Origin of the sequence: Faucicola osloensis (assembly GCF_020041925.1) — a bacterium.
GTDB classification, from domain to species: Bacteria; Pseudomonadota; Gammaproteobacteria; order Pseudomonadales; family Moraxellaceae; genus Faucicola; species Faucicola osloensis_D.
Genome location: NZ_CP083409.1, coordinates 1538611 through 1564384 on the forward strand (window position 1 = coordinate 1538611; position 25774 = coordinate 1564384).

General features: G+C 44.8%; 23 protein-coding genes. 18 read left to right on the forward strand and 5 right to left on the reverse strand.

Translation table 11 applies throughout. From position 1 onward, the window contains the following. The first annotated feature begins 81 nt into the window (after nt 1–81). The 8 genes from LAJ61_RS06805 (at nt 82) to LAJ61_RS06840 (ending at nt 8846) form a co-directional block, all read left to right on the forward strand. Complete coding sequence (locus LAJ61_RS06805; RefSeq protein WP_224053307.1) at nt 82–1662, forward strand: peptide chain release factor 3; 1581 nt, start codon at nt 82–84, stop codon at nt 1660–1662. 5 nt (nt 1663–1667) lie between these two features. After that, nucleotides 1668–2072, forward strand: coding sequence for a DUF596 domain-containing protein (locus LAJ61_RS06810; protein ID WP_224053308.1), 405 nt, complete (start codon nt 1668–1670; stop codon nt 2070–2072). A 164-nt stretch (nt 2073–2236) separates the two neighbouring features. Then, nucleotides 2237–2488, forward strand: a complete 252-nt coding sequence (locus tag LAJ61_RS06815) for a hypothetical protein (RefSeq protein WP_224053309.1) — start codon at nt 2237–2239, stop codon at nt 2486–2488. A 401-nt stretch (nt 2489–2889) separates the two neighbouring features. Further along, on the forward strand, nt 2890–3729 hold the full coding sequence (locus LAJ61_RS06820) for an RsiV family protein (RefSeq protein ID WP_224053310.1): 840 nt from the start codon (nt 2890–2892) through the stop codon (nt 3727–3729). A gap of 1 nt (nt 3730) precedes the next feature. After that, on the forward strand, nt 3731–4645 hold the full coding sequence (locus LAJ61_RS06825; RefSeq protein ID WP_224053311.1) for a TatD family hydrolase: 915 nt from the start codon (nt 3731–3733) through the stop codon (nt 4643–4645). Nucleotides 4646–4653: 8 nt separating this feature from the next. Then, entirely contained in the window at nt 4654–5454 is an 801-nt protein-coding gene (locus LAJ61_RS06830; protein WP_472776705.1) for a tRNA threonylcarbamoyladenosine dehydratase, read from the forward strand. A 45-nt stretch (nt 5455–5499) separates the two neighbouring features. Then, on the forward strand, nt 5500–7167 hold the full coding sequence (locus tag LAJ61_RS06835) for a GAF domain-containing hybrid sensor histidine kinase/response regulator (RefSeq protein ID WP_224053312.1): 1668 nt from the start codon (nt 5500–5502) through the stop codon (nt 7165–7167). A 170-nt stretch (nt 7168–7337) separates the two neighbouring features. Next, the gene (locus tag LAJ61_RS06840) at nt 7338–8846 is read left to right on the forward strand and encodes a cation:proton antiporter (RefSeq protein ID WP_224053313.1); all 1509 of its coding nucleotides are present in this window, start codon (nt 7338–7340) and stop codon (nt 8844–8846) included. A 66-nt stretch (nt 8847–8912) separates the two neighbouring features. On the opposite strand, the gene LAJ61_RS06845 is transcribed toward LAJ61_RS06840, so the two are convergent. Next, nucleotides 8913–10103, reverse strand: a complete 1191-nt coding sequence (locus tag LAJ61_RS06845) for an iron-containing alcohol dehydrogenase (protein ID WP_224053314.1) — start codon at nt 10101–10103, stop codon at nt 8913–8915. A 397-nt stretch (nt 10104–10500) separates the two neighbouring features. On the opposite strand from LAJ61_RS06845, the gene nemA reads away from it, so the two are divergent. After that, nucleotides 10501–11625: an N-ethylmaleimide reductase gene (gene nemA, locus LAJ61_RS06850; RefSeq protein ID WP_224053315.1), complete on the forward strand. Its 1125-nt coding sequence runs from the start codon at nt 10501–10503 to the stop codon at nt 11623–11625. 205 nt (nt 11626–11830) lie between these two features. Then, nucleotides 11831–12202: a hypothetical protein gene (locus LAJ61_RS06855; protein ID WP_224053316.1), complete on the forward strand. Its 372-nt coding sequence runs from the start codon at nt 11831–11833 to the stop codon at nt 12200–12202. A 26-nt stretch (nt 12203–12228) separates the two neighbouring features. Here LAJ61_RS06855 and LAJ61_RS06860 read toward each other — a convergent pair whose 3' ends face one another. Continuing rightward, entirely contained in the window at nt 12229–13140 is a 912-nt protein-coding gene (locus tag LAJ61_RS06860) for a LysO family transporter (protein WP_224053317.1), read from the reverse strand. Between the two features lie 274 nt (nt 13141–13414). On the opposite strand from LAJ61_RS06860, the gene LAJ61_RS06865 reads away from it, so the two are divergent. The 6 genes from LAJ61_RS06865 (at nt 13415) to LAJ61_RS06890 (ending at nt 18651) form a co-directional block, all read left to right on the forward strand. Next, nucleotides 13415–14488 (forward strand): DUF475 domain-containing protein, encoded by a 1074-nt coding sequence (locus LAJ61_RS06865; RefSeq protein ID WP_224053318.1) that lies wholly within the window; start codon nt 13415–13417, stop codon nt 14486–14488. A 314-nt stretch (nt 14489–14802) separates the two neighbouring features. Continuing rightward, nucleotides 14803–15378, forward strand: coding sequence for a TerD family protein (locus tag LAJ61_RS06870; RefSeq protein WP_065254149.1), 576 nt, complete (start codon nt 14803–14805; stop codon nt 15376–15378). A gap of 194 nt (nt 15379–15572) precedes the next feature. After that, complete coding sequence (locus LAJ61_RS06875) at nt 15573–16325, forward strand: TIGR00266 family protein (RefSeq protein WP_060995590.1); 753 nt, start codon at nt 15573–15575, stop codon at nt 16323–16325. 79 nt (nt 16326–16404) lie between these two features. Continuing rightward, on the forward strand, nt 16405–17010 hold the full coding sequence (locus LAJ61_RS06880; RefSeq protein WP_224053319.1) for a TerD family protein: 606 nt from the start codon (nt 16405–16407) through the stop codon (nt 17008–17010). A gap of 277 nt (nt 17011–17287) precedes the next feature. Beyond that, complete coding sequence (locus tag LAJ61_RS06885; protein WP_224053320.1) at nt 17288–18379, forward strand: hypothetical protein; 1092 nt, start codon at nt 17288–17290, stop codon at nt 18377–18379. After that, nucleotides 18376–18651, forward strand: coding sequence for an RnfH family protein (locus LAJ61_RS06890; RefSeq protein WP_224053321.1), 276 nt, complete (start codon nt 18376–18378; stop codon nt 18649–18651). The genes LAJ61_RS06885 and LAJ61_RS06890 overlap by 4 nt, the downstream gene beginning before the upstream one ends. An 86-nt stretch (nt 18652–18737) precedes the next feature. Here the strand turns inward: LAJ61_RS06890 and LAJ61_RS06895 are convergent, their stop codons facing one another. Continuing rightward, a complete protein-coding gene (locus LAJ61_RS06895) occupies nt 18738–19121 on the reverse strand; it encodes an outer membrane protein assembly factor BamE (RefSeq protein WP_224053322.1) in 384 nt (127 codons plus the stop codon). Between the two features lie 321 nt (nt 19122–19442). Here LAJ61_RS06895 and fur point away from each other — a divergent pair, with 321 nt between their 5' ends. Continuing rightward, nucleotides 19443–19880, forward strand: a complete 438-nt coding sequence (fur, locus tag LAJ61_RS06900; RefSeq protein ID WP_050325439.1) for a ferric iron uptake transcriptional regulator — start codon at nt 19443–19445, stop codon at nt 19878–19880. Between the two features lie 151 nt (nt 19881–20031). On the opposite strand, the gene murJ is transcribed toward fur, so the two are convergent. Next, entirely contained in the window at nt 20032–21618 is a 1587-nt protein-coding gene (gene murJ / locus LAJ61_RS06905) for a murein biosynthesis integral membrane protein MurJ (RefSeq protein WP_224053323.1), read from the reverse strand. Between the two features lie 129 nt (nt 21619–21747). Further along, on the reverse strand, nt 21748–22362 hold the full coding sequence (gene ampD, locus LAJ61_RS06910) for a 1,6-anhydro-N-acetylmuramyl-L-alanine amidase AmpD (RefSeq protein ID WP_224053324.1): 615 nt from the start codon (nt 22360–22362) through the stop codon (nt 21748–21750). 186 nt (nt 22363–22548) lie between these two features. Between ampD and LAJ61_RS06915 the strand changes: the two genes are divergently transcribed. Then, entirely contained in the window at nt 22549–25713 is a 3165-nt protein-coding gene (locus LAJ61_RS06915) for a DUF2339 domain-containing protein (protein ID WP_224053325.1), read from the forward strand. Nucleotides 25714–25774 lie beyond the last annotated feature (61 nt).

Consider the following 25774-nt stretch of genomic DNA (forward strand, 5'->3'; position numbering starts at 1 on the left):
GTAAAATCGGCTACAATATGCCATCTTTTTTATTCTTTCCTTTATCGGTTATCAAGCCTCGCTACTTTTAAGTCAAACACTATGTCACTACATTCTGAAATCGCCAAACGCCGCACTTTTGCTATTATCTCGCACCCCGATGCCGGTAAAACCACCATGACCGAAAAATTACTGCTATGGGGGCAAGCAATTCAGCGCGCAGGTGAAGTCAAATCACGCAAAACCGACAAACACGCGACCTCTGACTGGATGAGCATGGAGCAAGAGCGTGGTATCTCGATTACTACTTCCGTAATGCAGTTTCCCTATGCCGACAACATGGTCAATCTGCTAGACACTCCAGGTCACGCCGACTTTTCAGAAGATACCTATCGTACCCTAACCGCGGTGGACAGCGCACTGATGGTGATTGATGGGGCAAAAGGGGTCGAAGAACGAACCATCAAGCTGATGGAAGTATGTCGGATGCGTGACACGCCGATTATCTCATTTGTTAACAAGCTTGACCGCGAAATCCGTGACCCATTATCACTGCTTGATGAAATTGAAAACGTCCTCAAAATCCAATGTGTGCCGATGACGTGGCCAATTGGTACAGGTCAGCATTTTGTTGGGGTGTACAACATCAGCGAGGATAAAACCTACTTTTATCAAAAAGGTCATGGTACTGAGATTGTCGAGATTGAGAGCCGTGACGGCTATGACTATCCAGACATCCGCGAGAGAATCGGTGAAATTGCCTTCCGTGAATTTGAAGAAAGCCTAGAGCTTGCAAAAATGGCACATGAAGATTGGGATGTCGATGAATTTTTGACCGGTAAACAAACGCCTGTGCTATTTGGTACGGCGTTGGGTAACTTTGGCATTAACATGGTGCTTGATGTACTGACCCAATACGCCCCAGCGCCTAAAGACCATGACACAGTCGAACGCACTGTCAAAGCCGATGAAGAAAAATTCTCCGGCTTTGTCTTTAAAATCCAAGCTAACATGGACCCAAAACACCGTGACCGTATTGCCTTTATGCGGGTGTGTTCAGGCAAGTACGAAAAAGGCATGAAAATGAAACATGTGCGCTTGGGTAAAGAAGTACGCATTTCAGATGCCTTAACGTTTTTGGCAGGGGACCGCGAAGCGCTGGAAGAAGCGTATTCGGGCGATATCATCGGCTTACATAATCACGGCACCATCCAAATTGGCGATAGCTTTACCGAAGGCGAAACTTTAAACTTCACCGGCATTCCCCACTTTGCGCCAGAATTGTTTCGCCGTGTGGTACTCAAAGACCCACTTAAGTCAAAACAACTGCAAAAAGGTCTACAGCAGCTATCAGAAGAAGGCGCCACCCAAGTATTTATGCCGCAAATCAACAATGATTTGATTTTGGGCGCGGTAGGAGTGCTACAGTTTGAAGTGGTCGCGCATCGCCTGCTTGAAGAATATAAAGTGCAATGTACCTTTGAGCCTGTGTCGATTGCGACGGTGCGCTGGGTGCATTGTGATGACAAAGTGGCGTTTGAGAAGTTTAAGAAAAAAGCCCACGACCAGTTATCGGTCGATGGCGGTGGCTATTTGACCTATCTTGCCCCAAGCCGTGTTAATCTTAAATTGATGGAAGAGCGTTATCCAGAAATCACCTTTAGCGCCACCCGTGAGCATTGATTTTTATGTGCGAGTTGAATTCAGCTAAGTATAAACAAGCTCTGAATTTTTTTGCAAATGACGTTAAGGGATTAACATCCCATAATGTTTGGCAAAGTATTATGGATGATGAATATTTATCTGAGTTTGGCGATACGCACGATTTCGAATTTAAGAAAAAATTTTTTTTTGACTTTATACGCTATGCTCTTGAAAATGGTTATTTTAAACTTGGCACAAATGACTGTTTCTTAACAGGTTCGATTGATGAGCAACTTAAGTTATGGGAAACCGCTTTTCCCAGTCATGAAAAAGCTTTATTAACAGACGATGGCTTGTTTTATATTTGGTTTTTTCTTGAAGAATGTCCTGCGGGATTTGTTTGGCTATTTCCGCAAGATGATGGGTCAATATATGAGCATTGGACATGAATTTATCTATTTACCAAACCGTAACTAAACTATGGCAAAGTATAAATATTCTTAACTCAACTACTTTAGTAAAACTCTTTATAATTTCTTAAACTATAGGCATTAGCTTAGTTTAGCAATTACTATATTTTTTTGAATAATCAACAATAACAAGTGAGGATACTATGCAATTCCCAAATGGTGTAACCAAATCAAACCTTATTAAGCTTGGCGTACTTGGTGCCGCTTACTATATGTTAAAAGGTCGTAACAAAACCCAGCCAACCCTTGAAAACAAAGTAAATAATTCAGCACCGGTTGACAATGAGCCTGCTGACAATGCTGCGGCAAATTCAAATGGCACGAAACCTGCCAAAACTACAGCGTTTACCATGGGTAAAGAGCTAGCTGCTAAAGTGTTGGGTAAAAAATTCTAATAGTTATCGAATACTTATCAAATTACGTTATTATATAACAGCTATATCCCTAACGGCATTTGAAAACAGCCCATTAGTCCACCATTAAACGGGTATCGACTGATGGGTTTTTTATGGCAATACTGTTAGAAGCTAAGGTTTAAAAACCAAGGTAAGGCGAGGTGAGGTATGAGAATGTCGAGGGTGATTAAACTAGGGATTGCTGCCACAGCTTTATTGTTGATACCTAGACGCAGTAGTCCACGCGCTGATAAAGTAGCCGATTGCCGTAAGAGTCTATCCGCTATAAATAAACTCGAGCAACCTATCAATAAAAATACTGAGCACGATAATCATAACTAAAAAACTGGCTAAAATTTTTATGTAAAGCTATTGGCAGATAACACATAAAGGATAAATAGATGACGTTCATGAAACATCAAAGTCTCAGTGGCATTTGCCTGACAGCCCTGATGACGCTCATGGCTGCACAAGCTCATGCCCAAGATTTGTATATGGCAAAGTATTATCCTAGAGTCAATGAAAAACTCTTTGATAGCTGTGGAAAAATTTGCCCAGAGATTGACTATTATTTTATACAGACAGGAGAGGCTTGGCTCGATGCCATTATCAATAAAGACGTCACCGCAGCCATCGCAATGGTTGATGATAACCAAGATAAAGCACAAGCGAAAAAATGGCAAGATTTTACCCGTAATGCGATGCCCAGTGATAGCCAATACACGCAGCTTCTTAATACGGGGATTAGCCGATTAATAGCAGAAAATAAAACCATGGTGGCAGCACGTGGTAAGGATTTTGACAGCAGTATAGCGCCCGTGCAGATAATGGCAAAGCCGATGTATTTGGGTCATAAAAATGATTTAGAGTTGTTTGCGACGGAATTTTATCAATTCACGGGCGGCGCCCATGGTATCAGTACGACCACCTATTATGTATTTGATATGCGCCAAAAAAAACAATTGTCGCTTGTCGATGTGCTTTTACCACAGCAAAAAACAAAACTTGAAGCCTTGGTCAAAGCCCAATTCATTCAATATCTCAAAACCCATGAGATTAATGCTAACGCGCATTTTAACACTTGGCCGTTTAGTTTGACTGGCAATTATAGCTTTACGGGTCAGGGCATGACATTTTTATACCAACCGTATGAGATTGGTTTTTATGCGCTGGGTGCACCGCAATTGACCGTGCCATACAGCGAGTTAAACGGCATTGTCAAACCACAGTATTTGAAATGATATGACTATGATAAATGATACGGCTTGCTCGTTTGATTTGCCATTAATTGATACGCATACCCATTTTGATGTGGATAGCTTCGATCATGACCGCGAAATGCAATCACAATTGGCATGGGATAACGGCGTTCATCATCTGGTTTTGATAGGGTTTCTAGCAAAGTATTTTGCACAAATGGTGGCGTGTCAACAGCAAATGCAAGGATATGGGCAGCAAGGCAAAGCCACACCTTTGGCACATTTAGCCTTTGGCTTGCATCCTTTTTATATCACGGAGCATAAAGATAGCGATTTGCAGCGGCTAGAGCAGTTTATTCAGCAATATTCACCTATTGCGATTGGCGAAATCGGGCTTGATACTTTTACTGCGCCGATGAAAACTGCGGAGAATTACGCTAGGCAGCAAGATTTTTTTGGTCAACAACTTGAATTGGCAAAACACTACCAACTGCCTGCGCTGCTACATATTCGCCGCGCGCATGGCGATGTGATTAAGATGTTAAAAGCACAAAAATTCACCCAGGGTGGGATTGCCCATAGCTTTAGTGGCGGCATCCAAGAAGCCAAAGCATTAGTCAATTTGGGCTTTAAAATCGGCATCACCGGGCAAGTGACCAATCCGAATGCCAAAAAACTGCGCCATACCCTTACAGAGCTTGTCAAAACCGTTGGGCTTGATGCTATCGTGATTGAGACGGACTGCCCAGATTTTACGCCGCTGCCCTGTCATGAGACGCACGGTAGGCGTAATGTACCTGCCAATCTGCCGTATGTGTTGACAGCCTTATCAGACTTATTAAAAAAAGATCAATCCCGGCTCGCCGAACAGTTGTGGCAAAATAGCTGCGCTGCACTACAAGTCAGCTGGGAGTATCCTATCCCAAGCAAATTGAATATAAACCCTGACCAAGATTAAGATAAACCATGACACTGACAGCCGAAATGACGCCTGATATGACATTAACTGACGCCCAATACGAACGCCGTTTTGCGGGCACCCAAAAACTGTATGGTGCTGCGCAATTTAGTAAGTTTGAGAATCTGCATGCGTATGTGGTGGGCGTGGGCGGGGTGGGCTCATGGGCAGCTGAGGGACTGGCTCGTACAGGTGTGGGCGAGATGACATTAATTGACATGGATGTGCTAGTAGCTTCCAATGTCAATCGACAATTACCCGCTACCGATAGCAATTTTGGTAAAAGCAAAATTGAAGCCATGGCAGCACGTATCAAAGAAATCAATCCCCATATCAAATTACATTTGATTGACGATTTTTTGAGCCAAGATAACGTACAATTGTTAATGCCTAATCGTGCTTTGCAATCACAGCTTAAACAGTCAGGTAAACAGCTTGTGGTATTAGATTGTGTCGATGATATGAATGCCAAGCTTGCGCTTGCGCTACATTGCCGATTTAATAAATTAAAGTTGATTATGGCGGGCGGGGCAGGTGGCAAGACGGATCCGACCCAAATTCAGGTGGCAGATCTTAAGGATACTTACCAAGATCCGCTACTGGCTAAAGTCAGACAGCGACTTCGTCAAGATTATGGTATCAATCGTGCGATGAAAGAAAAATTCGGTATTCGTTGTGTTTTTTCATCACAGCCGCCGATTGTTGATAAGTCCTGTCAAGCAGGTGGTTTGCATTGTGGCGGTTATGGGTCAGCCGTTGCCGTGACCTCAGTGGTGGGGATGATGTTGGTTGCTGAAGCGTTAAAATAACCTCAGCGTTTAATTTTTATCACGTAGTAGGACGGTGCTAATGAGATGATATCATATCCTATAGCAAACAATGAAAAACAGCGTCTAGCGGTATTGGATGAGTACCATATCATCCAAACAAATAAAGAATGCGAATTTGAGCGTATTAGTGCTTTGGCTAAGGCGTTTTTTGGTACTAAGATTGTCGCTATTACTTTTTTGGATGCTGATATCCAGTTTTTTAAGTCAAGAATTGGTCTAAAAGAACATTCAACCAGCCGTGATGTTGCTTTTTGCAATTACACCATTACACAAAACGACACCTTTGTCACGCTCGATACTCACCAAGATACGCGATTTAAAAATAATCCTTTAGTCACCGGTTACCCTTATATTCGGTTTTATGCTGGCGCACCCATCGTGGTTCACGACAGTCAAGGTAGAGAATTTGCTTTGGGTGCGCTGTGTGTGATTGACGACCAGCCGCATCAAGATTTTGATGCCCATCAACAACGCGTGCTAGCGGATTTGGCGGCGATGGTGAGTGATACCTTAAAATTACGTCAGCAGCGTTACCAAGCTGAGCGCGCCGATGAGGTAAAGACCGCATTTTTGGCCAATATGAGCCATGAAATTCGCACGCCGATGAATGGTATCATGGGCATGCTTGAATTGCTTGAGCAGACACCGCTTGATACGCAGCAGCAGCACTATATCAAATCGATTAAATCGTCCAATGAGCATCTGCTTACCATCGTCAACGATATTTTGGATTTATCCAAAGTAGAATCAGGTAAGATACGTTTTGAGAGTATCCCGGTTGATTTAGCACAGCTATGCCAAGACGTGTATCAATGCTTTTTAGCCCCTGCAAAAGACAACAGCGTGGAACTAACCTTCGATTACTCTGACAACTTGCCCAAATATGTCAACACCGATCCGGTGCGGGTGCGACAGATTTTAATGAATCTAGTCAATAACGCCATCAAATTTACCCCAAAACAGGGTAAAGTGACTATTCAAGCCATGAATGGCTGTGATAGACACCAAATCAAATTCAATGTGATTGATACGGGCGTTGGCATCAAGCCTGAATCATTGGCAGTGATTTTTGATGCGTATAATCAAGCTGATAAGTTTACCCATCGGTTATATGGGGGTACAGGGCTAGGGCTATCTGTGTGCAAAGCGTTGGCAGAAGGGATGGGCGGCACAATTAAGGTAACCAGTGAAAAAAATAAAGGCTCGACCTTTACCCTATCTCTACCCATGATAGCAACTGATGAAATCAGCTATCAGCAGTGGCACCAAAGTCATGATGAAACCAAAATACAACCGCTAGAACGGCTGCCTGCCCATGTTCTGCTAGCAGAAGACAATGAGCTAAATGCCATGGTCGCCGTCAAAAGCCTAAAAAAATATGGCTATGAAGTCACCCGAGCCAAAGATGGGTTAGAGGTCGTCAATTTTTATAAAGCTGACCCTAGCAAATATCACATCATTTTAATGGATCATCAAATGCCCATCATGGATGGGGTGGAAGCCACCAAAATACTCAAACAGTCGTTTAGTCAGTTGCCGCCTATCATTGCAGTGACGGCACATGCCATGCATGGGGACAAAGAAGTATACCTTAACGCGGGTATGCAAGATTATTGTACCAAGCCCTATAAGCCTGAAGCGCTTGATGTGATGATTCAGCGCTGGCTGCATCATGTCGCCAACAAAATTTAAGAGATATTAATCACAAAATTTGCTTGCATTTGCGCAAACAATTGCTTACGGTAAAACCCTACGACAGTTTGTGGTAGGGTTTTATTTTCGTTGAAGTATTTTTGCTTGGTCACGGCTAAAAATGGCTTTGGTGACAATGTTTTATAAAATTAAGAGCTAAAAAAACGCCTATGGGAAATTTTATTTTTTTACAAATTTTTGCAGCCGTTTGTGCCTTGTCCATCATTACCACGCTATTTAACAAGCGGATTTTGGACTTTCCACAAGCCATTGGGGTGCCCATTGTGTCGGCGCTACTGGTTTTTATTTTGCAGTGGAGTGCAAGCCTGCTCAATGGCAACGAGTTTATTACCATCAATATCACCAGTATCCAAAATGCGGTGCGTGATATCGATCTTTACGATTTTTTAATCAATGGGGTGATTTGTTTTATTTTGACGGCATCGGCGCTGACGTTTAAGGTGTCCGATCTCAAAAACTATTGGAAACCGATTGGGATTTTGGCAAGTATCGCATTGGCACTGTGTGCGCTGTTTTTTGCCAGCCTTATGTTTGGCTTTCAGTGGCTCACAGGGGCAAATATCCCGTTTGCAGTATTGCTGTTATTGGGCGCGGCACTGGGTGCGACTGACCCGATTGGCATCAAAGGCGTGCTTAGCTCTATCAAAGCGCCGCGCCATTTGATGATTAAGCTAGAAGGCGAATCGCTGTTCAATGATGCGGTGTGTATTGCGCTATTTATGACTATTTTGCATGGTCTGCAAGGCAATGGCTTTAGCATTGTGACCACAGTAGAAGTATTGTTGTATGAAATCGTGGTCGCAGGGATTATTGGTTGGTTTTTTGGGCAAATGGCGCTGCGTATCTTAAGCGGTAAACACGAGATGGAGTCACTGATTTTGACCACGGCATTTTTGGCGTGTGGGTCGTATTTGGTGGCATTGTATGCGCATGCTTCCGCGCCCATTGCTTGTGTGGTCGGGGGCTTGATTGTCGGTAACCGTTGGCACCAGATTTTAGACGAAGGTGAAATCACCTATGTGAATCACTTTTGGCACGCCATTGAGGGGATTATCAATTCATTCTTATTCACCCTTATCGGTCTGGAGCTATTTATATTAGAGCTGAATACCTCGTTGATTTTGGGCGGTGTAGTGGCATTTATTTGTCTGCATTTATCCCGTTTTTTGGCAAATTTTGCGTCATTTAGCCTGTTATCTGATGTCCGAAAAACCAGTTATAACGGTAGTTTGACGATTTTATCGTGGGGCGGGGTACGCGGGGCAATTTCTTTGGCGTTGATTTTATCGGTTTCTAACGTCCCAGAATTGCAGCCTTATAGCAGCTTTTTGGTGGGTTATACCTTTATCGTGGTATTGATGTCGGGCGTGGTATGTGGTCTTGGGCTACCTGCGGTGATGAATGCGTTTTATCATAACCCCAACGAACCCACGACAGGTTTTGCAGGGTGGTATCAAAGGCTAGTTAAACGCTTTAATCGCAAAGGCTACCAGTATGTGCTCAGCGAGGATGAGCAGGGTAATGAAGTGATTACCCGTTATCAGCCGCCGCCTGTGGTGATTCAAGAGACGCCTAGTAGTGTCGGTATGGCGTTGCCATTGCCAAAAGTGATTAATAAAGATGGACATGATGAATTGGCAAATCCCAATGGTTTTTAACTGTTACTACCACGAAAAAAAGACCTAGCAATTTGCTAGGTCTTTTTTATACCATTTTTTATATCATCAAATCGCTGAGCGCAAAATCCGCTCAGACACTGCCAAATCATTGCTACGATGTTCACCAAGTTTGACCATATTATGTGCTTCTAATTGGCTTAAAATTGGCGCGATAGCAGCCGCATCAAGGTCGGCATCTGACAATCTCACCGGTAAGCCAAGCTCGCGGAAGAAGTTTTCGGTGTTAACAATCGCTTGTTCGATTTTATCCTCGTCGCTTAGATTAGAGTTGCCTTCAGTGATATGCCAAACGTTTTTGGCGTACTGTAGTAACTTGTCTTTTTTACTATCTTTGAGCTCACGCATCACCCCAGGCAACACAATGGTCAAGGTGCGGGCGTGGTCGATACCGTGTAGTGAGGTTAATTCATGTCCAATCATATGGGTGGTCCAGTCTTGTGGTACGCCCGTGCCAATGAGACCATTGAGTGCCATTGTCGCTGTCCACATGATGTTTTTACGCGTTTCCATGTCGTTAGGGTTGGCTTTGACGGCACGGCCTTCTTCAATCAAGATTTTGAGCAGACTTTCAGAGAAACTATCTTGGACTTTGGCATTGACTGGGTAAGTCAGATACTGCTCCATCACATGCACAAACGCATCGCCTACACCATTCATCACTTGACGCTCAGGTAGCGTTAAGGTTTTGGCAGGGTCAAGAATCGAAAACTGCGGGAATACCAGCGGGTTACCAAAGGGCAATTTGGCATGACGCTCACTATGATTGATAACGCCGCCTGAATTCATCTCTGAGCCTGTTGCAGGAATGGTGAGTACAGTACCGAGCGGTAGCGCATTTTGAATATCACGGGTATATCCTTTTAATGCTTCCCAGGCTTTTTCATGGTCTTTGTCGTCATCTAAGGTGGCAGTCAATGCAACAAATTTGGTGCCATCGAGTACTGAGCCACCACCGACAGCGAGCAAAAAGTCAATGTTGTTGGCATGTACCATATCGACTGCTTTCATCAAGGTATTAAATTCTGGATTTGGCTCAATGCCGCCAAATTCAAAGATTTCACGCTGTTTACCTTGTAGCGCGGTTTTGACCTCATCGAGTGTGCCGGTTTTTTTGGCAGAGCTACCGCCATAGGTGATAAGTACGCGGGCATTATCAGGGACAAGATTGGCGAGTTCTTTGATTTGACCTTCGCCGAATACGATACGCACAGGGTTGTAATATTGGAAATTATTCATGCCGATCCTTAAGAATTTGTTATTGTTAAAACATTGCCACTTGTAAAAATGCACCATGGCACTTATTAAGTAAACGTTACGCTCAAACACAGCGCTATCATAGAATAAAATAGTGAAAGCAATTGCAATAATTTGTCTAAAAAACTCGCAACAGCTTTTTAAAAACAAATGCTTTTTAGAAACAGATGCTTGCTAAAACGTAGTCTTTGCTCAAGCTTCTAACAGCAGATTAACCTGTGAAAATTACGCTGTGACGAAATTTGATAGCAACGTATATAAGTCTAAAATCCTTATAAACAAGGAGGCTGCAACAATTTTTTTATCAAGTTTGTTATGACTTGAAGCTAGCAGCGTCCAATAACTCAACGAAAGATGAATCAACAATCCCGAGGAATGTATGTCTTACTCCGCTCTTTTATCACCGATTAACGTGGGCGCAATGCGCTTGCCCAACCGCGTCTTTATGGCGCCATTGACCCGTCTGCGTAGTGCTGATTTGCCAAATGGAACGAAAAATATTGGTGGCTTGCCAACGCCACTCATGGCAACCTATTATACCCAGCGCGCTAGCAGTGGTTTGATTATCACAGAAGCCACGGATATCTCAGCCGATGCCAAAGGCTACGCAGGTGCGCCAGGTGTTTTTAGTGACGCACAAATTGCAGGCTGGAAAATGATTGCTGATAGCGTACACCAAGCAGGCGGTCATATCGCTATGCAGCTATGGCACACAGGGGTGGTATCGCATTATAGCTTGCGCCCACAAGGTCAGCCGCCTGTATCAGCATCAACCGTGGATTTGGGTGATGCGGTACGCACCTCGTTAAAAGATGACGAAGGCAAAGTATACCGTGTGACTGCCACGCCAGCGCGTGAAATGACCATCGCAGAAATCAAACAAACCGTCGATGATTTTGCCAGCGCCGCGCGTAATGCGATTGAAGCGGGTATGGATTTTATTGAAATCCACGGTGCACACGGCTATTTGATTCATCAATTCTTGTATGAGAGCGTCAACCAACGCAGCGATGAATACGGTGGTAGCTTAGAGAACCGTATGCGCTTTTTGAAAGAAATTTTGACCGCAGTCACTAGCGCGATTGGTAGTGACAAAGTGGGTATCCGTATCTCGCCACTGGGTCAATTCAATGGTGTGGATGCCGGTAGCGAAGATGATGCGTTAGCAATCATCAAGCTGATTGATAGCTTTAACCTAGCCTATTTACATATTTCTGAGCCAGACTGGGCAGGTGGAAAACCTTTTACGGCAGAATTCCGTCGCCAAATTCGTGATGCTTATCACGGCGTGCTTATCGGTGCTGGTGGCTATACCGCAGAAAAAGCAGACGCGCTAATTCGTGATGGCTTAATTGATGCCGTCGCTTTTGGTCGCAGTTATATCGCAAATCCAGATTTGGTTGAGCGTTTTCACCAAAATGCGCCGCTTAATCAACCAAACCCAGCCACTTTTTATGGTGGTGATCAAGAAGGCTATACGGATTATCCTGCGTTAGCCCAATAATTGTACTAGCGAAAATAATCGTATTAGCGAATATGAAAACCCCGATCGTGTGATGACATGAGCGGGGTTTTTTATTGTGCTGATAAAACAAACAAATTTTTTTACTAAACTTATCATGAAAGTGAATAGAAAATCTGCTAATAATAAAGCGGCAATAGCAAATTGTCATATTAAAAAATAGTCAAACAAAGACAAGGAGAACGAAATGAAAACACGTTTTACAGCCCCCTTATTTGGGGCAGCTATAGCCCTGTTATCGGTAGCGGCAACCACCCAAACTGCCACTGCCGCGACAGCTACTAAAATTATTTTCCCAAAGGGTAGCTACTGTGCCAGTTACTCAGGTGATTTTAGTAAAAGTAAAACCTATAGCCTGTATCTGTTAAAAAACCAAGGTTTTGAAGTCAAAGCCGCCAATATGGAAGACGGTATCCACATTAGAGATGCACGGGGTGTGCTGCGAGGTGAATGGATTGACGACAATACTTATCGAATTCACACGCGCATGAAAGGTCTGCATTATGTGACAGTACGCAGTCCGTATGGCGACCAACAAGTTGAGTTTTGCGCGTATTAATTTAATAAGGGTTGGGGGTTTTGCTATTAGCCAAAACTTGAAAATACCACCATTAACACCGGTGAGATGATATTAACCAAAAACCCAAAGCTCATGGCAAGCGGTACCACTTCATTTCCCCCTGAGCTTTGGATGATAGGCAAGGTAAAATCCATAGTAGTCACCCCGCCCAAACCCACCGCCGTGGTTGGGTATTTGCGAATCAGCATAGGGATAAACAGTAGCGCCGTGAACTCACGTAACAAATCATTGAGCAATGCCACACTTCCCCAAACTGCGCCATAGGCATCAGTCATGATAATTCCCGACAACGAATACCAGCCATAGCCAGAGGATAGCGCTAACCCTTGGGTGAAGGTCACATCAGGCATTATCAGCGCGTACACTAAACCACCGACTGCCACACTGAGACAAAAAATCACACAAGCTTGTACGCCGCGTTTGTTGACCAATACCTGCCGTAACGTCATCCCCGAATGCGACAACTGAAAGCCCACCAATAGAATCAGCAAAATTAACAAACCCTTGATGATGCCATCAATCGGCAAATCCGTTATTGGCAGAAATTTGCCCAGTACAAAACCCAATACCACACAGCACAACTGAACGAGGCTTCCTGTGATGCTAAAACCTGCTTGGCTATGCTTATGGGGGATAGCACGTTGCCAAGGATGTAGCTTGTCAAACATCAGCAAACTGATAAAACCTGCACCTAGTGTACAAATCGCCAATATCGCCACATTGGTGCCAATAAACCCAATCTGCGCGCCCAAGTCAGGAATCTGCGACAACGAAAGACCAATAAAGGTTAAAATCACAAACACCAAGTTGGTCAGTAGCTTGTCTACCAGCGGCATGAATCGTTGCGGTAATGGCAGTAAAAACCCGACCACCAAAGGGGTAAGAATCAGAACAAGGGTGATAAAATTTTCCAACATACCGCGACGCTTCCAAACAGGGTTTAAACACAGGCTAATCGCAATATTTTGCCGTCAGCACTTGGTTTAAAAAATTAAAAGTCGCTATTGTACCCATAAATGCATCAAGTTGGCGAATATTTGCCATAATGCATGGTTTAAGCGTGCAATCAATTGCTTGGTAACACATTTGTAGTATGATTGAACAAATAGTTGTGTAAGATAAGCACATCCAATCATCTTACGCGTTAGATGACTTTATTAGCCGTTAATTTTTTCAATTTGTAGGATTACTATGAGACATTTTTATTTTGATATTGTCTTTACCACGATTGCGCTGGCAATTGCAGCGTGGTGGGGTTTTTCGCATGGTGGCGTTAGCACTATGATGTCGGCGCTGTTTGTCACGCTGATTTTGGCAGTGATGGAGATTTCGCTGTCGTTTGATAATGCGGTGGTCAATGCCTCGGTACTCAAAACGTGGGATAAGTTTTGGAAAATGATTTTCTTGACTGTGGGTATGCTCATCGCGGTATTTGGTATGCGTCTCGTATTCCCGATTGTCATCGTCGCTGTGACTGCGGATATGGGCATGATGGATGTCATCAACATGGCGCTCAACAACCCGAAAGAGTACTCGGCAAAGCTCATTGAGCACCATGCAGAGATTGCGGCGTTTGGTGGGATGTTCTTGTTGCTCGTCTTTTTAAACTTCCTCTTTGATGAAAAAGAAGTGATGTGGTTTGAATGGCTGGAGCGTAAGCTTGCGCGCTTTGGCAAGGTCGATGCCATGAGCGTGTTTGTAGCATTGGCGTTGTTGATGATAGCACTGTTTTGGGTAGATCCAGCGCGTAAAGCCGCTGTATTGACCGCAGGTGTGTTTGGTATTTTGATTTATCTAGCCACCAATGTGTTATCAAGCCTTTTAGAAGGCGCGGACGATGATGATGAATCAACCCCCGATGTGATTGAAGGCAAAGAAGTCGCTGGCGCGATTGCCAAAGGCGGTATTGCAGGCTTTTTATATCTTGAAGTACTCGATGCGTCGTTTAGTTTTGATGGGGTGATTGGTGCGTTTGCCATTACCAATGACGTGATTATCATCATGCTCGGTTTGGCAATTGGTGCGATGTTTGTGCGATCCATGACCATTTTCTTGGTAGAAAAAGGCACGCTCGATGAGTTTGTGTATCTAGAACATGGCGCGCATTATGCGATTGGTGCGTTGGCGGTCATCATGCTATTGGCAACTGTGCATATCGAGGTGCCAGAAATCGTGACGGGTTTGATTGGGATTGCCTTTATCGTATGGGCAGTGATTAATTCTATCAGCTACCGTAAGCGCGAAGAAGTCTTAGCGAAACACTAAAAAACACTAAAGAGACTGAGGCTCATGCCTAACCGTAGCGGTATTTAGGATGCTGGCTTGAGCTTAATATCCCTTAAGCTTTTGACACATAAATATAACAGCTTAATGTAGCCTAATGCTGGACAAATTCTACCACCAAAGGTATAGTTAAAACGTGAGTTTCGGCTCACGTTTTGTTTTTTTAGGCGATTTTTTACGGTGTTTAAAGTTTTTGTCTGGGCGCGCTTTTGGTCTGAGAGTGAAAGGTGCAGCGCATGACAACGGACATCGATTTACTTATTTGACTTCAAAAATTTATTACAAAGGATAAAACAATGGCAATTAGCTTAACCAAAGGTGGTAATGTTAATTTATCAAAGGAAGCACCGAATTTAACCAACATGGCCGTTGGTCTTGGCTGGAACCCACGTGCCACTGACGGGCAAGCCTTTGACTTAGACGCGGTCGCGTTTTTGGTCAATGAATCGGGTAAAGTACGGGCAGATGCAGATTTTATTTTCTTTAACAACCTAAAATCATCTGATGGCTCGGTAGAGCATACGGGTGATAACCGCACCGGTGAAGGCGATGGCGATGATGAAGTCATCAAAGTAGATTTAACTAAAGTCCCAGCCGATGTAAGCAAAGTGGTATTTTGTGCGGTGATTTATGATGGTCAAGCGCGTAACCAAAACTTTGGTCAAGTAGCAAACGCTTATATTCGCATCGTCAATACCCAAGGCGGCGCTGAAGTGGCTCGTTACGATTTGTCAGAAGACAGTAGCACCGAGACAGCGATGATTTTTGGTGAGCTTTATAAGAACAATGGCGAGTGGAAATTCCGCGCGGTTGGACAAGGTTTTGCTGGCGGTCTAGGGCCATTGGCTGCGTCATATGGCGTTGCTGTTTAGTTTTTTGGCTAAAAGTTTTTAACATTTTTTTAACAATGGGGTGGCATCGGCTTGCCCCTTTTTTTCAGCATAACCGTTTGTTTAGCCCGAGCGTTTTTTTAAGCTTGAGCACTTTTTTAAGCCTAAGGGCTTTTTCAAACTTAGCTACTTTTATTATCATTTTTGCCACTTAGTTTATAAGGATACATTAACCTATGGCAGCGACGTTTAGTATGATTGGGACGATTGAGCCATTTTTGCATTGTAATCTCAAAAAAGGCGATTCGATTTATTGCGAATCCAACGCCATGGTCATGATGGAGTCAAATCTTGAGCTTAAAGGTCAGATGCGTGGCGGCATCATGCAAGCTTTGATGCGCCGATTTGCCAATGACGAGTCGATTTTTCAACAGCAAATTGAAGCGGTAAATGGTGAGGGTGACTGCTTACTGGCGCCCACACTTGATGGTGATATGCAAATTTTAGACGTCGGCGCCAATCAGTATACGCTCAGTGACGGTGCCTTTGTGGCAGCGACTAATGGTGTTGATTTACGTGCCAATATCCAGCGCAATTTAGGCGGCGCTGTATTTGGGGATACGGGTGGCTTTATGGTCATGCAAACGCAAGGCCAAGGTCAGCTCGTGGTATCTGGGTTTGGCTCTTTGTTTGAGATTGATGTCACGCCTGATAAAGATGTGATTATTGATAATGGTCATGTGGTATGCTGGGATAGCCGACTGCAATATAGCCTATCAATGGCGACCAGCCAGAAAAAAGGCTTTTTGGGTAATATCATCAATTCAGTCACGAGCGGCGAAGGCATGGTACTAAAATTCTCAGGTCAAGGCAAAGTAGTAATTTGCTCACGCAACCGTGATACTTACCAAGGCTGGATTCAAAGTTTACTGGGGTCAAACTCAGGCGGACGCGGTGGCAATGAAGGTATTTTAGGCGGTTTGTTATAGTCAGTTTCTGCTAAACCGTTATTAACCTTTTAAAACATAGCTAGATAGAATAGTAAAAAAATAAAATAAGGAAACCAACATGGCAGTGAATTTATCGAAAGGTCAAAAAATCTCGCTAGAAAAAGAAGCAGGTGGCGCACTCAGCCAAATCAAAATGGGTCTGGGTTGGGATGTCGGTGCTGCGCCGCAAAAATCAGGTGGTTTTTTGGGTGGCTTGTTTGGCGGTGGTGGCAGTGGCAGCAGCATTGACTTGGATGCGTCGTGTATCATGCTTGATGCCAACAAACAAATGGTGGATGCGATTTGGTTTGGACAATTGCAGTCAAAAGACAGTAGCATACAACACACAGGCGACAACCGCACTGGTGCTGGTGATGGCGATGACGAAGTGATTAATGTCAATTTATCTCGTATCCCTGACCATGTGCAAGCCTTGGTTTTTACTGTCAATAGCTTTACGGGTCAAACTTTTGCTACGGTCAATAATGCGTTTTGTCGTTTGGTAAATGCCAGCAATAACAGTGAAGTTGCCCGTTATGATTTGTCAGCCCAAGGCAGTCATACCGCGCTGATTTTGGCAAAAATTTATCGTCATAACGGTGAGTGGAAAATGCATGCCATTGGTGAAACCGCGTCAGGTCGTACCTTTCATGATTTGATGCCTGCGATTTTACCGCACGTGTAACTGCGCTTTTTGATGTTAAGCAATAATGCGCAGCCATAAAAAAAGCCCTGTGACACGCAGGGCTTTTTATTTTGATAGCTATTTTTGACAAGTTTGTGTGGATTTTGCGTTGGTGGGTTTTGCATACGGTGTGGGTTTGCTAAAATAGCGGCGATTTAGTTTTGCACTGTTGAATTTTACAGTCATTTTTTTACAGTCAGTTTTTTAAAATCACTTTAGCGAATTGACTCAAATAATTTTGTGACAATAACCCACCGCTACAAAGGAATCCAACACCATGCCATTTAATCGTTTACAGCCGATGTTGATAGCAAGCTTGCTGCCGCTGCTGGTTTTTACTTGGTTTAGCCGTGACTACATTGGGCAGGTTGATTTTTGGTTGTTGTGGCTAGTGGCGATGACCTTGGTCGGGTTGCCATTGGTGTTTGCAGAGATTGGTTTGGCGCATCGTAGTGGCACGTCTCCGCTGGTCGGTCTGCCCATGTTGACCCGTGAAGCTGACGTGTCAACGGTTTGGCGAGGGTTTGGTTGGCTGACTATAGTGCTGTTGCTGGCGGTTGTGGGGCATTTACTGGCAAGTAGTGGCGAGGTTATCCATCCGCTGGTGAGCAATATTGCTCTGCCTGCCTTGTTAGCCATTATGGTGCTGATAGTGATTGGTTTGAGTTTTATCAAGCATTTGGCAGGTTGGTTGGCGGTCGGTTTTGCCGTTGCCGCGTTGGTTGTCAATGTCATGCAAGGTGGGTTTGTCGCGTGGCAGATGACAGCGACGTCCTTGACGGAGTGGGCAGGGGCGGTAGTGTTGGCGCTGGTCTGTGTTGGCGCAGGTACGGGGCTATACTGGCATGCGCGCATCCACCAAATGCTCACGATGAATACTACGGCGACAGATCAAGCACGCGAATCCGCGAGTCGCTATGTATTACCGGTGTGGAGTTTTCAGTTATTAGTGGGTGCGCTGATTGCCATGACTTTATCGCCAAACAGCGCGATGGCGGCAGTGTTGAATGCATTGGCAATGCTGGCAGGGGCGGCGTATTTACTGCATATTTTGACCCATCAAGTGTCATTACGCTGGCAGCAACAGCAATTTAACTTTTTGGTATTGGTGGTATTGGCAGTGCTTAGCCTTGCGCTAGCCATGGTACCAACTGCTTGGCTCAATCAGCTGATTATTGTAATAAGTTTAGTCACGGCGGTATGGCTAGCCGTATTTGCAGGCTGGCAAATGAAAATCAGCCATCTGCGCAAATCATTGAATTTTAGCTCAGAAGGCTTATATAACCTTTGGCGCATTGCGGTGCGTATTATTGTGCCATTGGCGGTGATTTTGGCGATGGTGGGGTGGGTGCTAGGATTGGCAAAATGATTACGGTTGATATAGCCTTTGCGCCCGATAGCCAAACACAGTTGCGGTTAACCCTGCAACTTGCTGATGATAGCCGCGTGATTGATGCAGTCAATGCAACAGGCTGGCAACAGCAGTATCCGCAGATTTTTAGCTATAGTGTCGGTGTGTTTTCCCATAAACTAGACTGGCAAAGTGCTATCAACACAGGCGATAGAATCGAAATCTATCGCCCTTTGACCATCGACCCGCAAAACAAACGCAAATTACTGTCCAAAAAATCAAAGCGATGAGGGTGTCACCCAATATTATTGTATAGCGCACAAAAAAAGCCAATCACAGCATCACGGCAATGATTGGCTTTTTTAGTCAAAAAAACTTACTGAGTCACGGCTGGGCGCTCGATACGGGTGACAATACCATTTTGGTCAAAATAAATTTTGGCGTATTGTTGGGCGTTATGAATTGCTGGCTTGTTGGCGCGTTTAGCGTTAGTACCTGGGGTAAAATCGTACAGATAATCCCAACGTACCGGATTTAGGGTGTCTCTAAAGGTTGGGCTACCTAGTATATAGAGCACTTGATTGGCATTCATACCCACTTGCACTTGGCTTAATTTGTCTTCATGAATCGGCTTGCCTTGTGGGATATCGATTTTGTACACGCTAAACCATGAGCAACCTGGTAATACGCTGACGCTGCTAATTACGGCAACCAAAGGCAGGACTGCCAGTTTTTTTGATACTGTTGTGATAGATGTCATTTGTCAAACCGCTTTGAGATGGTGAACGATAAAATTTACGACTTATCATACGTGATTTGGGTTTTTTTGCCTACCTATTGACCGCAAAATTTAAATTATTTTACATACAGTTAATGTTTGGGTGTAAAACGCCGTGGTGTTTGGTATTTGGCGTTCTGGTGGTTAGCCTACTTTATCTCTAGTCTGCATTCGCCCGTTATTTGTCAACGGGCGCTTTTGCCAGTGATGTCACGTTTTTTTACTGTGGGATTTTATCGAATTTGTTATTATAGTTATAATTTTCAGTTTATAAGCGACACCTGATAGGGTGTAAGGATTTATATGTCGTCTTTTACCAACCAAGATTTGCGTCGTGCCGGTTTGAAAGTCACGTTGCCGCGTTTGAAAATTTTAGAATTGCTAGAAAAAGCCGAATCCCATCACATGAGCGCGGAAGATGTGTATAAAGCCTTGATGGAGCACGGTGAAGATGTAGGGCTTGCGACTGTTTACCGCGTGCTAACCCAGTTTGAACAAGCGGGGATTGTCGAGCGTCACAATTTTGAAAACAACTTGTCAGTGTTTGAAATCGCCAAAGATGAGCACCATGACCACTTGGTATGTGACCAATGCGGCAAAATCATTGAGTTTCACAATGAAGAAATCGAAGCGCTACAAGAAAAAGTCGCCAAAGACTTTGGCTTTACCCTAGCAGGGCACTCGTTGGTGCTGTATGGAATTTGTGATAATAAAGACTGCCAAAATTCGATAAAGCGCTAAAACATTGTAATGCATTGATAGGTTAATGCGCTAATGTTTTGCTGCGCTAAAAAAGCTCAGTCACAAAACTCAATTAAAAACTTCAGTTAAAAAAAGCGGCTAGATAAATTTTATTTAGCCGTTTTTTTGTCTGTTTTCCGTTGTCTATTGTTTATTGAACGCTATGATGCGGTTTTAGTTCTGATAGTTTAAAGCCAGCGATTAATAGCGCTGCGCCATACACCGCAGCGCCCACCACACACAGCGCCAATAGTGCAACAATACGAATACCTTGATGCGCGGTAACCGGGAAAAAATGAATACCAGCGGCAAGTGCCAACCCCATCGCCCCATTTGCCATGGCAAAGATAACCGCTAATCGTCGCCAAGCCGCGCCAAACCGATAAATACCTTGGGTATGTAAATAAAAATATAACAGCGCCGCATTGATAAAAGACGCCAGTGTATTGGCAAGCCCTAGCCCGGCATGGGGCGCGATTTGCCACTTTTTAAATAATCCAGCCAGTACTAGGCTTAGCACGACATTGGCAATCACGCTAATCACACCGACTTTGACAGGGGTGCGACTGTCATGACGGGCAAAAAAAGCCGGGGCAAATATTTTAATGAGCATAAATGCCAAAATCCCACCCGCTAAGCACTGTAGCGCAAGCCCACTCATCATGGCATCTTGCCGCACAAATTCCCCATGTTCAAACAGGGATATCATAAGCACATTACTAATCATGCCAAGCGCGATGGATGCAGGTACCCCGACCAACACCGTCAGCCGCGTCGCCCAATCTAGGGTATGTCCAAATTGTTGATGGTCATCGCTTGCGATACTTTTGGATAGACTGGGCAAAATCACCGTACCAATCGCCACCCCAATCAGCCCTAGCGGCAGCTCGCTCATCCGCTCTGCGGTATATAGCCAAGAGACCGAGCCATCGACCATGGTTGAAGCCAGTACTGTGTTGACCAGCATATTGATTTGGGTAACCGAGACCCCAAACAGCGCAGGGAGCATGAGTTTTAAAATCCGTTGCACGCCAGGATGACGAAAGCTGACCTTTGGCATCACCAGCAGCTGATGGCTATGCAATTGCGGTAATTGAATCAATAACTGCAGCAAACCTGCCACCGCAACGGCATAACCGACCGCCAAAATTGGTTTGGCAAGCAGCGGCGCTACCCAAATCGCGCCCACAATCATACACACATTTAAAATCACCGGTGCAAAGGCAGGTAAGGCAAACCGCCCCACGCTTTGCAAAATACTACTAGCAAACGCAGTCATGGCGATAAATAATAAATAAGGAAAAGTGATACGAAGCAGCTCAACTGCGGTTAAAAATTTGTTAGGCTCATGCAGATAACCCACCGCAAACACAGCAATCACAGCGGGCGCAAAGATGACTATCACGGCGGTAAGACCTGATAGAATCAACAATAACGTACCTGCCACCCGACTGATAAGAATTTGAATGCCAAGCAAGGCTTTTTTGCTATCGGTCATGTCGTTATTTTGGGCTTGGTGTTGATAATCGGATAGTACAGGGACAAAAGCTTGGGCAAAAGCGCCTTCAGCGAACAGCCGCCGCAAAAAATTGGGCAATTTGAAGGCTACCAAAAACGCATCCATCATGCCACCCGTGCCAAACACGCTCATCAATACCATGTCGCGAATCATGCCCAAGATACGTGAAAATAAGGTAAAGAAACTAATAATAGCGGTGGATTTGATAAGTTTTGACATGAAAGAATCGCTGCAAGTTTTGCCGAGAAGTGGGTATAGTGCTTGGATTTTGTAGTTTGATTTGGGCGCTATTATTTTGCAAAATCGTTATCCTACAAAATTGCCATACGATAAATTTTGGAAAATCATCTAATGGCTTATGTCACTTTTATTGACCATGTTTCTATTGACCGTGTTTCTATTGACCATGCTTCTTAATTTCATCCAATCAAAATACAGCCCCGGGTCGGATTTGCGGCCGCGCGCGATATCGCTGTGACCGGCTAGATGATTGATGGTTTTGGGATAAGCTTGATAAATCGCGGCAATCACGCCACTTAAAGCTTGGTATTGCCTGTCATCAAACTCGCTATAATCATCACCTTCCAGCTCAATCCCAATCGAATAGTCATTGCAGTTTGGCACGCCCAAATAACTAGATTTGCCAGCATGCCAAGCACGCTCATCAAAGCTCACAAACTGCGTGACCCTACCATCACGCTCAATAAACAAATGCGCGGAGACCTGCTGCTGATAGATGGTTTCAAAATACGGATGCGCTTTGGGGTCTAATTGATTTTGAAAAAATGCACGAACAAAATGCTCGCCTTGGTTATTTTTTAGACCAAATTCACTCGGCGGCAAGCTGATGTTATGAATCACAATCAGGTGAATATCATTAGGGTCGGGGCGCTCACCAAAATTGGGTGACGCCACAAACTCGCATGGGCTTAACAAACCCTGCTCAATGCTAAATCCCGACATAACTATACCCCGCCCAATCATCAAAATGGTGTTTCAAATAGTTGGTAAAACGCTACTCAATGCTATGGCTAATTTAGCATAAAATGGGCTTATCATCACCTTAACCGAAAGACACAGTTAAAAAAAAGCAATGTTGCAAAAAAATGGTATGCTATCGCTAAGCTGACAACAAGGGTAGGACATCCGATGGATACGATTATAGCGGCGTTGATACTGGCAGTAGTGGGGGCGTTTTATAAAATTTTTGCCCAACAAAAAGCAATCACCCGGCTTGAATCCAAGCTCGACAACCTGCAAAAACAACTCGCTGACGTCATGGCAACTGTGTATATTCTAAGCAGCGAGGCAAAGCCATCATCTACCCAGCAATCGGCAAGCGATATTCGCCAAAATCAGCCTGTCACTGAACCCATCACGCAGCTCATCAGTCAAGCTCCCGTCTCAGCGCCCATCCTAGCCCCCCTCCCAGCGGCTGAATCTTTGCCCATCGCGAATACGCTTGACGCTTCGGTTAGTTCAGCTCCGCCAACGGCGACGCAGCCGTCCGTGAATGACTCAGCCCCACCGCATCAACCTACCTTGTCACAGTCATCATCTCATTCTTCTCATTCTTCTCATTCTTTAAGAGATGATGAAAGCGCTACCAATATTGTGACATCGCTTTGGGCAAGTGCCACCCAATGGTTTTTTGGGGAAAACTTGGTGGTGCGTGTGGGTGCACTGGTGTTGCTAGTGGGCGTGGTGTTATTACTCAAACTTGCAAGCCAATATATTGAGGTATCGATGCCTGTGCGCATGGCGCTGGTAGCGTTGGGCGGCTTGGTGATAACGGCAATCGGTTATCGCACCACTACCAAAAAACGCAGTTATGGGTTGACTTTGCAAGGTGTCGGCTTTGCGGTGATTTATCTGACGGTGTTTGCGAGTTTTAAATTGTATGGACTACTACCATCCACCTTAACCTTCGGTGTGCTTGCGTTACTGGCAGGGTTAACAGTGATGTTTTCGGTGTGGCAAAATGCGCTGCCGCTTGCGGTCTTGGCGTTCGGTGGGGCGTTTTTTGCGCCGATACTGGTCAGCCGACCTGACGGTAGTGTGGTGATGCTATTTAGTTATTATTTATTACTCAATATAGCGGTTGCGGTGATTGCCCATTATCGCACTTGGAAATTGCTCAATGCGCTAAGCCTAGCGGTGACTTTTGGGCTTGCGTATGTGTGGGGATTTCGTGCATTTAGTGGCAATAGTGCAGGTGCAGGCTGGCTGTCATTACGCTGGCAACTGTTAGGGTTATTGGTTGGGCACATGGCGCTGTATCTGTTTATTGCGGTTAGATATTCTCAGCAGGTCGTAAGTTATAACCAAATGCTGCTACAAATGAACAGGGGGGTAGCCAAACGCCCAATTCTATCGATAGATTCAGGCCTGTTGTTTGGCACCGCGTTACTGGGGTTTGGGCTGATGGCAAGTTTGCTCAATGATTTGCCTTATCATCTGGCCTTTGCTAGCAGTGCGTTATCAGCTATTTATTTGAGTCTAGGATTGTGGCTGCTCAAACATCATCGCCGTAGCATCGTAGGCGACCGACAAGCCAACAACCAATTTGATAACAGCTTTGAGCTACTTATTGAAGCCAGCCTTGCGCTCGGCTGTGGGTTTTTGGCTTTGGTGATACCACTGGCACTATCAGCCAAATGGATTAGTATCGGTTGGGCAGTGCAGGGTGCTGCATTGGTGTGGCTTGGTGCGCGTACCCAAAGACGCTGGACGGTATATTTTGGGTTGGCATTGCAAGGCTTTAGTATCGTGTTATTGGTGGGTTTTGATACCCTCATGCGGCATTGGTATGGGCTACTGGATCAATTATCTATTCCGCACCAAACGTCTATAGTGGCGGCTTCATCCACCTTGCCACTGACCGTATTGACAGCGTGTGTGCTGCTGTCTGCTTTTATTTTGCGTCACGGTAGGGTCAATATCGCGGCAGCCAAACCCCAAACGCCAGCCACACTCCAAGCTAAAGCTCAGCCTCAACCTCAACTTCAACCTGGGGCAGTCAAAACGACGTATAAACGGGTTCAACAAATTGCTGATAATGCCAGTCACAGCTTTGTTGCCACCGCGCTTGTGGTTGTCGGGTTTGTGCTGTATCTGTCGGCGATTTTATCCGCTGACTCCTTTTGGAACAACGGTGGCAAAACCACCACTATCAAACTTGCTGTGGCTATGGCGGTATTTTTAATTGTGGGGCAACTGATGCATCAGCGTTTTGTTTGGCGCAGTATGCGTAAGGTGAGCCGCTTGATTTTACCGTTTGTGATGATGAGCTGGGTGCTAGTCTGTCTCACCCATGTTAAGGTCGAGACGGTTGTAGACCTAAACGATTATCACGTCAAAGCATTTAGCGGGTTGGGGCGTTATTTGCTTGCCATGCTCGGCTGTTTTGCCATCGCAAAATTGCTAGGGGCGTGGCTGCTTAGTCGCTGGCACCGCGACCGACTCGATACAAGCGTTGACTCGCTCGTTTGGTTTTTGGTAGGGATTGCCATGCTAACTTGGATGCTGCAACAAGTGCCATTTAACTATTGGCAGCATGCCCAAGAGCTTCGAGCCATTATCACTATATTACCGACCGTGCTGGCTGTGCTTGGGCTGATGAGTTTGTTGTTGCTGCCAAGATTGCAGGCGTTTGGTGGTCGTTTACTTGGTTGGTTAGAGGTGGATAGGCTACTTAAACACAGTGCTTATATTTTGGTACCGATGACCTTTATTTGGAGTTTATCTGCCAATTTCTCGTTAGACGGTCAGCTATTGGGCGTTTATCTGCCGCTGCTCAATCCGCTTGATTTGACCTTAATCAGCATTTTACTGTACCAATCTTATGTGGCACTCAAAGTTGATACTAACTATCGTACTATCGTTTTGGTGGCTTGCGGTTTAGGGGCATTTGTGACGGTCAGTAGTATGTTGGTGCGTGGGTTTGCCAGCGTTTGGGGCACACCGACTTGGGAACAGGGTGCTTGGTCAGTCAGTATGGTACAGACGGGGCTGACTATCTTATGGACCGTCATTGCGATGGTATTGATGTTCTTGGCAAACAAAAAAGCCATTCGCTTGGTATGGTTTGCCGGTATCGCATTATTAACCATGGTGGTTGCCAAGTTGGTATTGATTGATATGTCGAATACCAGTGCGGTACTGCGTGTGGTGTCTTTTATTGGGGCAGGCTTGTTGATGCTAGTCATTGGTTATCTTGCACCCTTACCCCCCAAAGTAGGTAAACCGAGGTTAGGCAAACTCAAGCCAGGCAAACTCAAGTCAGCCAAACCCAATGCAGCCAAAAAAAGCTAAGTAACCCCCTGCTAAAAATCGTAAATAACGTGGGTTATTTTTCGTATTTACGGCAGGCGGG

Coding starts and splice junctions, on each gene's coding strand:
- LAJ61_RS06870 (WP_065254149.1), top strand. CDS start 14,803: ATGGCAATTAGCTTAACCAAAGGTGGTAATGTTAATTTATCAAAGGAA.
- LAJ61_RS06830 (WP_472776705.1), top strand. CDS start 4,654: ATGACACTGACAGCCGAAATGACGCCTGATATGACATTAACTGACGCC.
- LAJ61_RS06915 (WP_224053325.1), top strand. CDS start 22,549: ATGGATACGATTATAGCGGCGTTGATACTGGCAGTAGTGGGGGCGTTT.
- fur (WP_050325439.1), top strand. CDS start 19,443: ATGTCGTCTTTTACCAACCAAGATTTGCGTCGTGCCGGTTTGAAAGTC.
- LAJ61_RS06890 (WP_224053321.1), top strand. CDS start 18,376: ATGATTACGGTTGATATAGCCTTTGCGCCCGATAGCCAAACACAGTTG.
- LAJ61_RS06845 (WP_224053314.1), bottom strand. CDS start 10,103: ATGAATAATTTCCAATATTACAACCCTGTGCGTATCGTATTCGGCGAA.
- LAJ61_RS06840 (WP_224053313.1), top strand. CDS start 7,338: ATGGGAAATTTTATTTTTTTACAAATTTTTGCAGCCGTTTGTGCCTTG.
- ampD (WP_224053324.1), bottom strand. CDS start 22,362: ATGTCGGGATTTAGCATTGAGCAGGGTTTGTTAAGCCCATGCGAGTTT.
- LAJ61_RS06885 (WP_224053320.1), top strand. CDS start 17,288: ATGCCATTTAATCGTTTACAGCCGATGTTGATAGCAAGCTTGCTGCCG.
- LAJ61_RS06895 (WP_224053322.1), bottom strand. CDS start 19,121: ATGACATCTATCACAACAGTATCAAAAAAACTGGCAGTCCTGCCTTTG.
- LAJ61_RS06815 (WP_224053309.1), top strand. CDS start 2,237: ATGCAATTCCCAAATGGTGTAACCAAATCAAACCTTATTAAGCTTGGC.
- LAJ61_RS06865 (WP_224053318.1), top strand. CDS start 13,415: ATGAGACATTTTTATTTTGATATTGTCTTTACCACGATTGCGCTGGCA.
- LAJ61_RS06835 (WP_224053312.1), top strand. CDS start 5,500: ATGATATCATATCCTATAGCAAACAATGAAAAACAGCGTCTAGCGGTA.
- nemA (WP_224053315.1), top strand. CDS start 10,501: ATGTCTTACTCCGCTCTTTTATCACCGATTAACGTGGGCGCAATGCGC.
- LAJ61_RS06860 (WP_224053317.1), bottom strand. CDS start 13,140: ATGTTGGAAAATTTTATCACCCTTGTTCTGATTCTTACCCCTTTGGTG.
- LAJ61_RS06880 (WP_224053319.1), top strand. CDS start 16,405: ATGGCAGTGAATTTATCGAAAGGTCAAAAAATCTCGCTAGAAAAAGAA.
- murJ (WP_224053323.1), bottom strand. CDS start 21,618: ATGTCAAAACTTATCAAATCCACCGCTATTATTAGTTTCTTTACCTTA.
- LAJ61_RS06855 (WP_224053316.1), top strand. CDS start 11,831: ATGAAAACACGTTTTACAGCCCCCTTATTTGGGGCAGCTATAGCCCTG.
- LAJ61_RS06810 (WP_224053308.1), top strand. CDS start 1,668: ATGTGCGAGTTGAATTCAGCTAAGTATAAACAAGCTCTGAATTTTTTT.
- LAJ61_RS06805 (WP_224053307.1), top strand. CDS start 82: ATGTCACTACATTCTGAAATCGCCAAACGCCGCACTTTTGCTATTATC.
- LAJ61_RS06875 (WP_060995590.1), top strand. CDS start 15,573: ATGGCAGCGACGTTTAGTATGATTGGGACGATTGAGCCATTTTTGCAT.
- LAJ61_RS06820 (WP_224053310.1), top strand. CDS start 2,890: ATGACGTTCATGAAACATCAAAGTCTCAGTGGCATTTGCCTGACAGCC.
- LAJ61_RS06825 (WP_224053311.1), top strand. CDS start 3,731: ATGACTATGATAAATGATACGGCTTGCTCGTTTGATTTGCCATTAATT.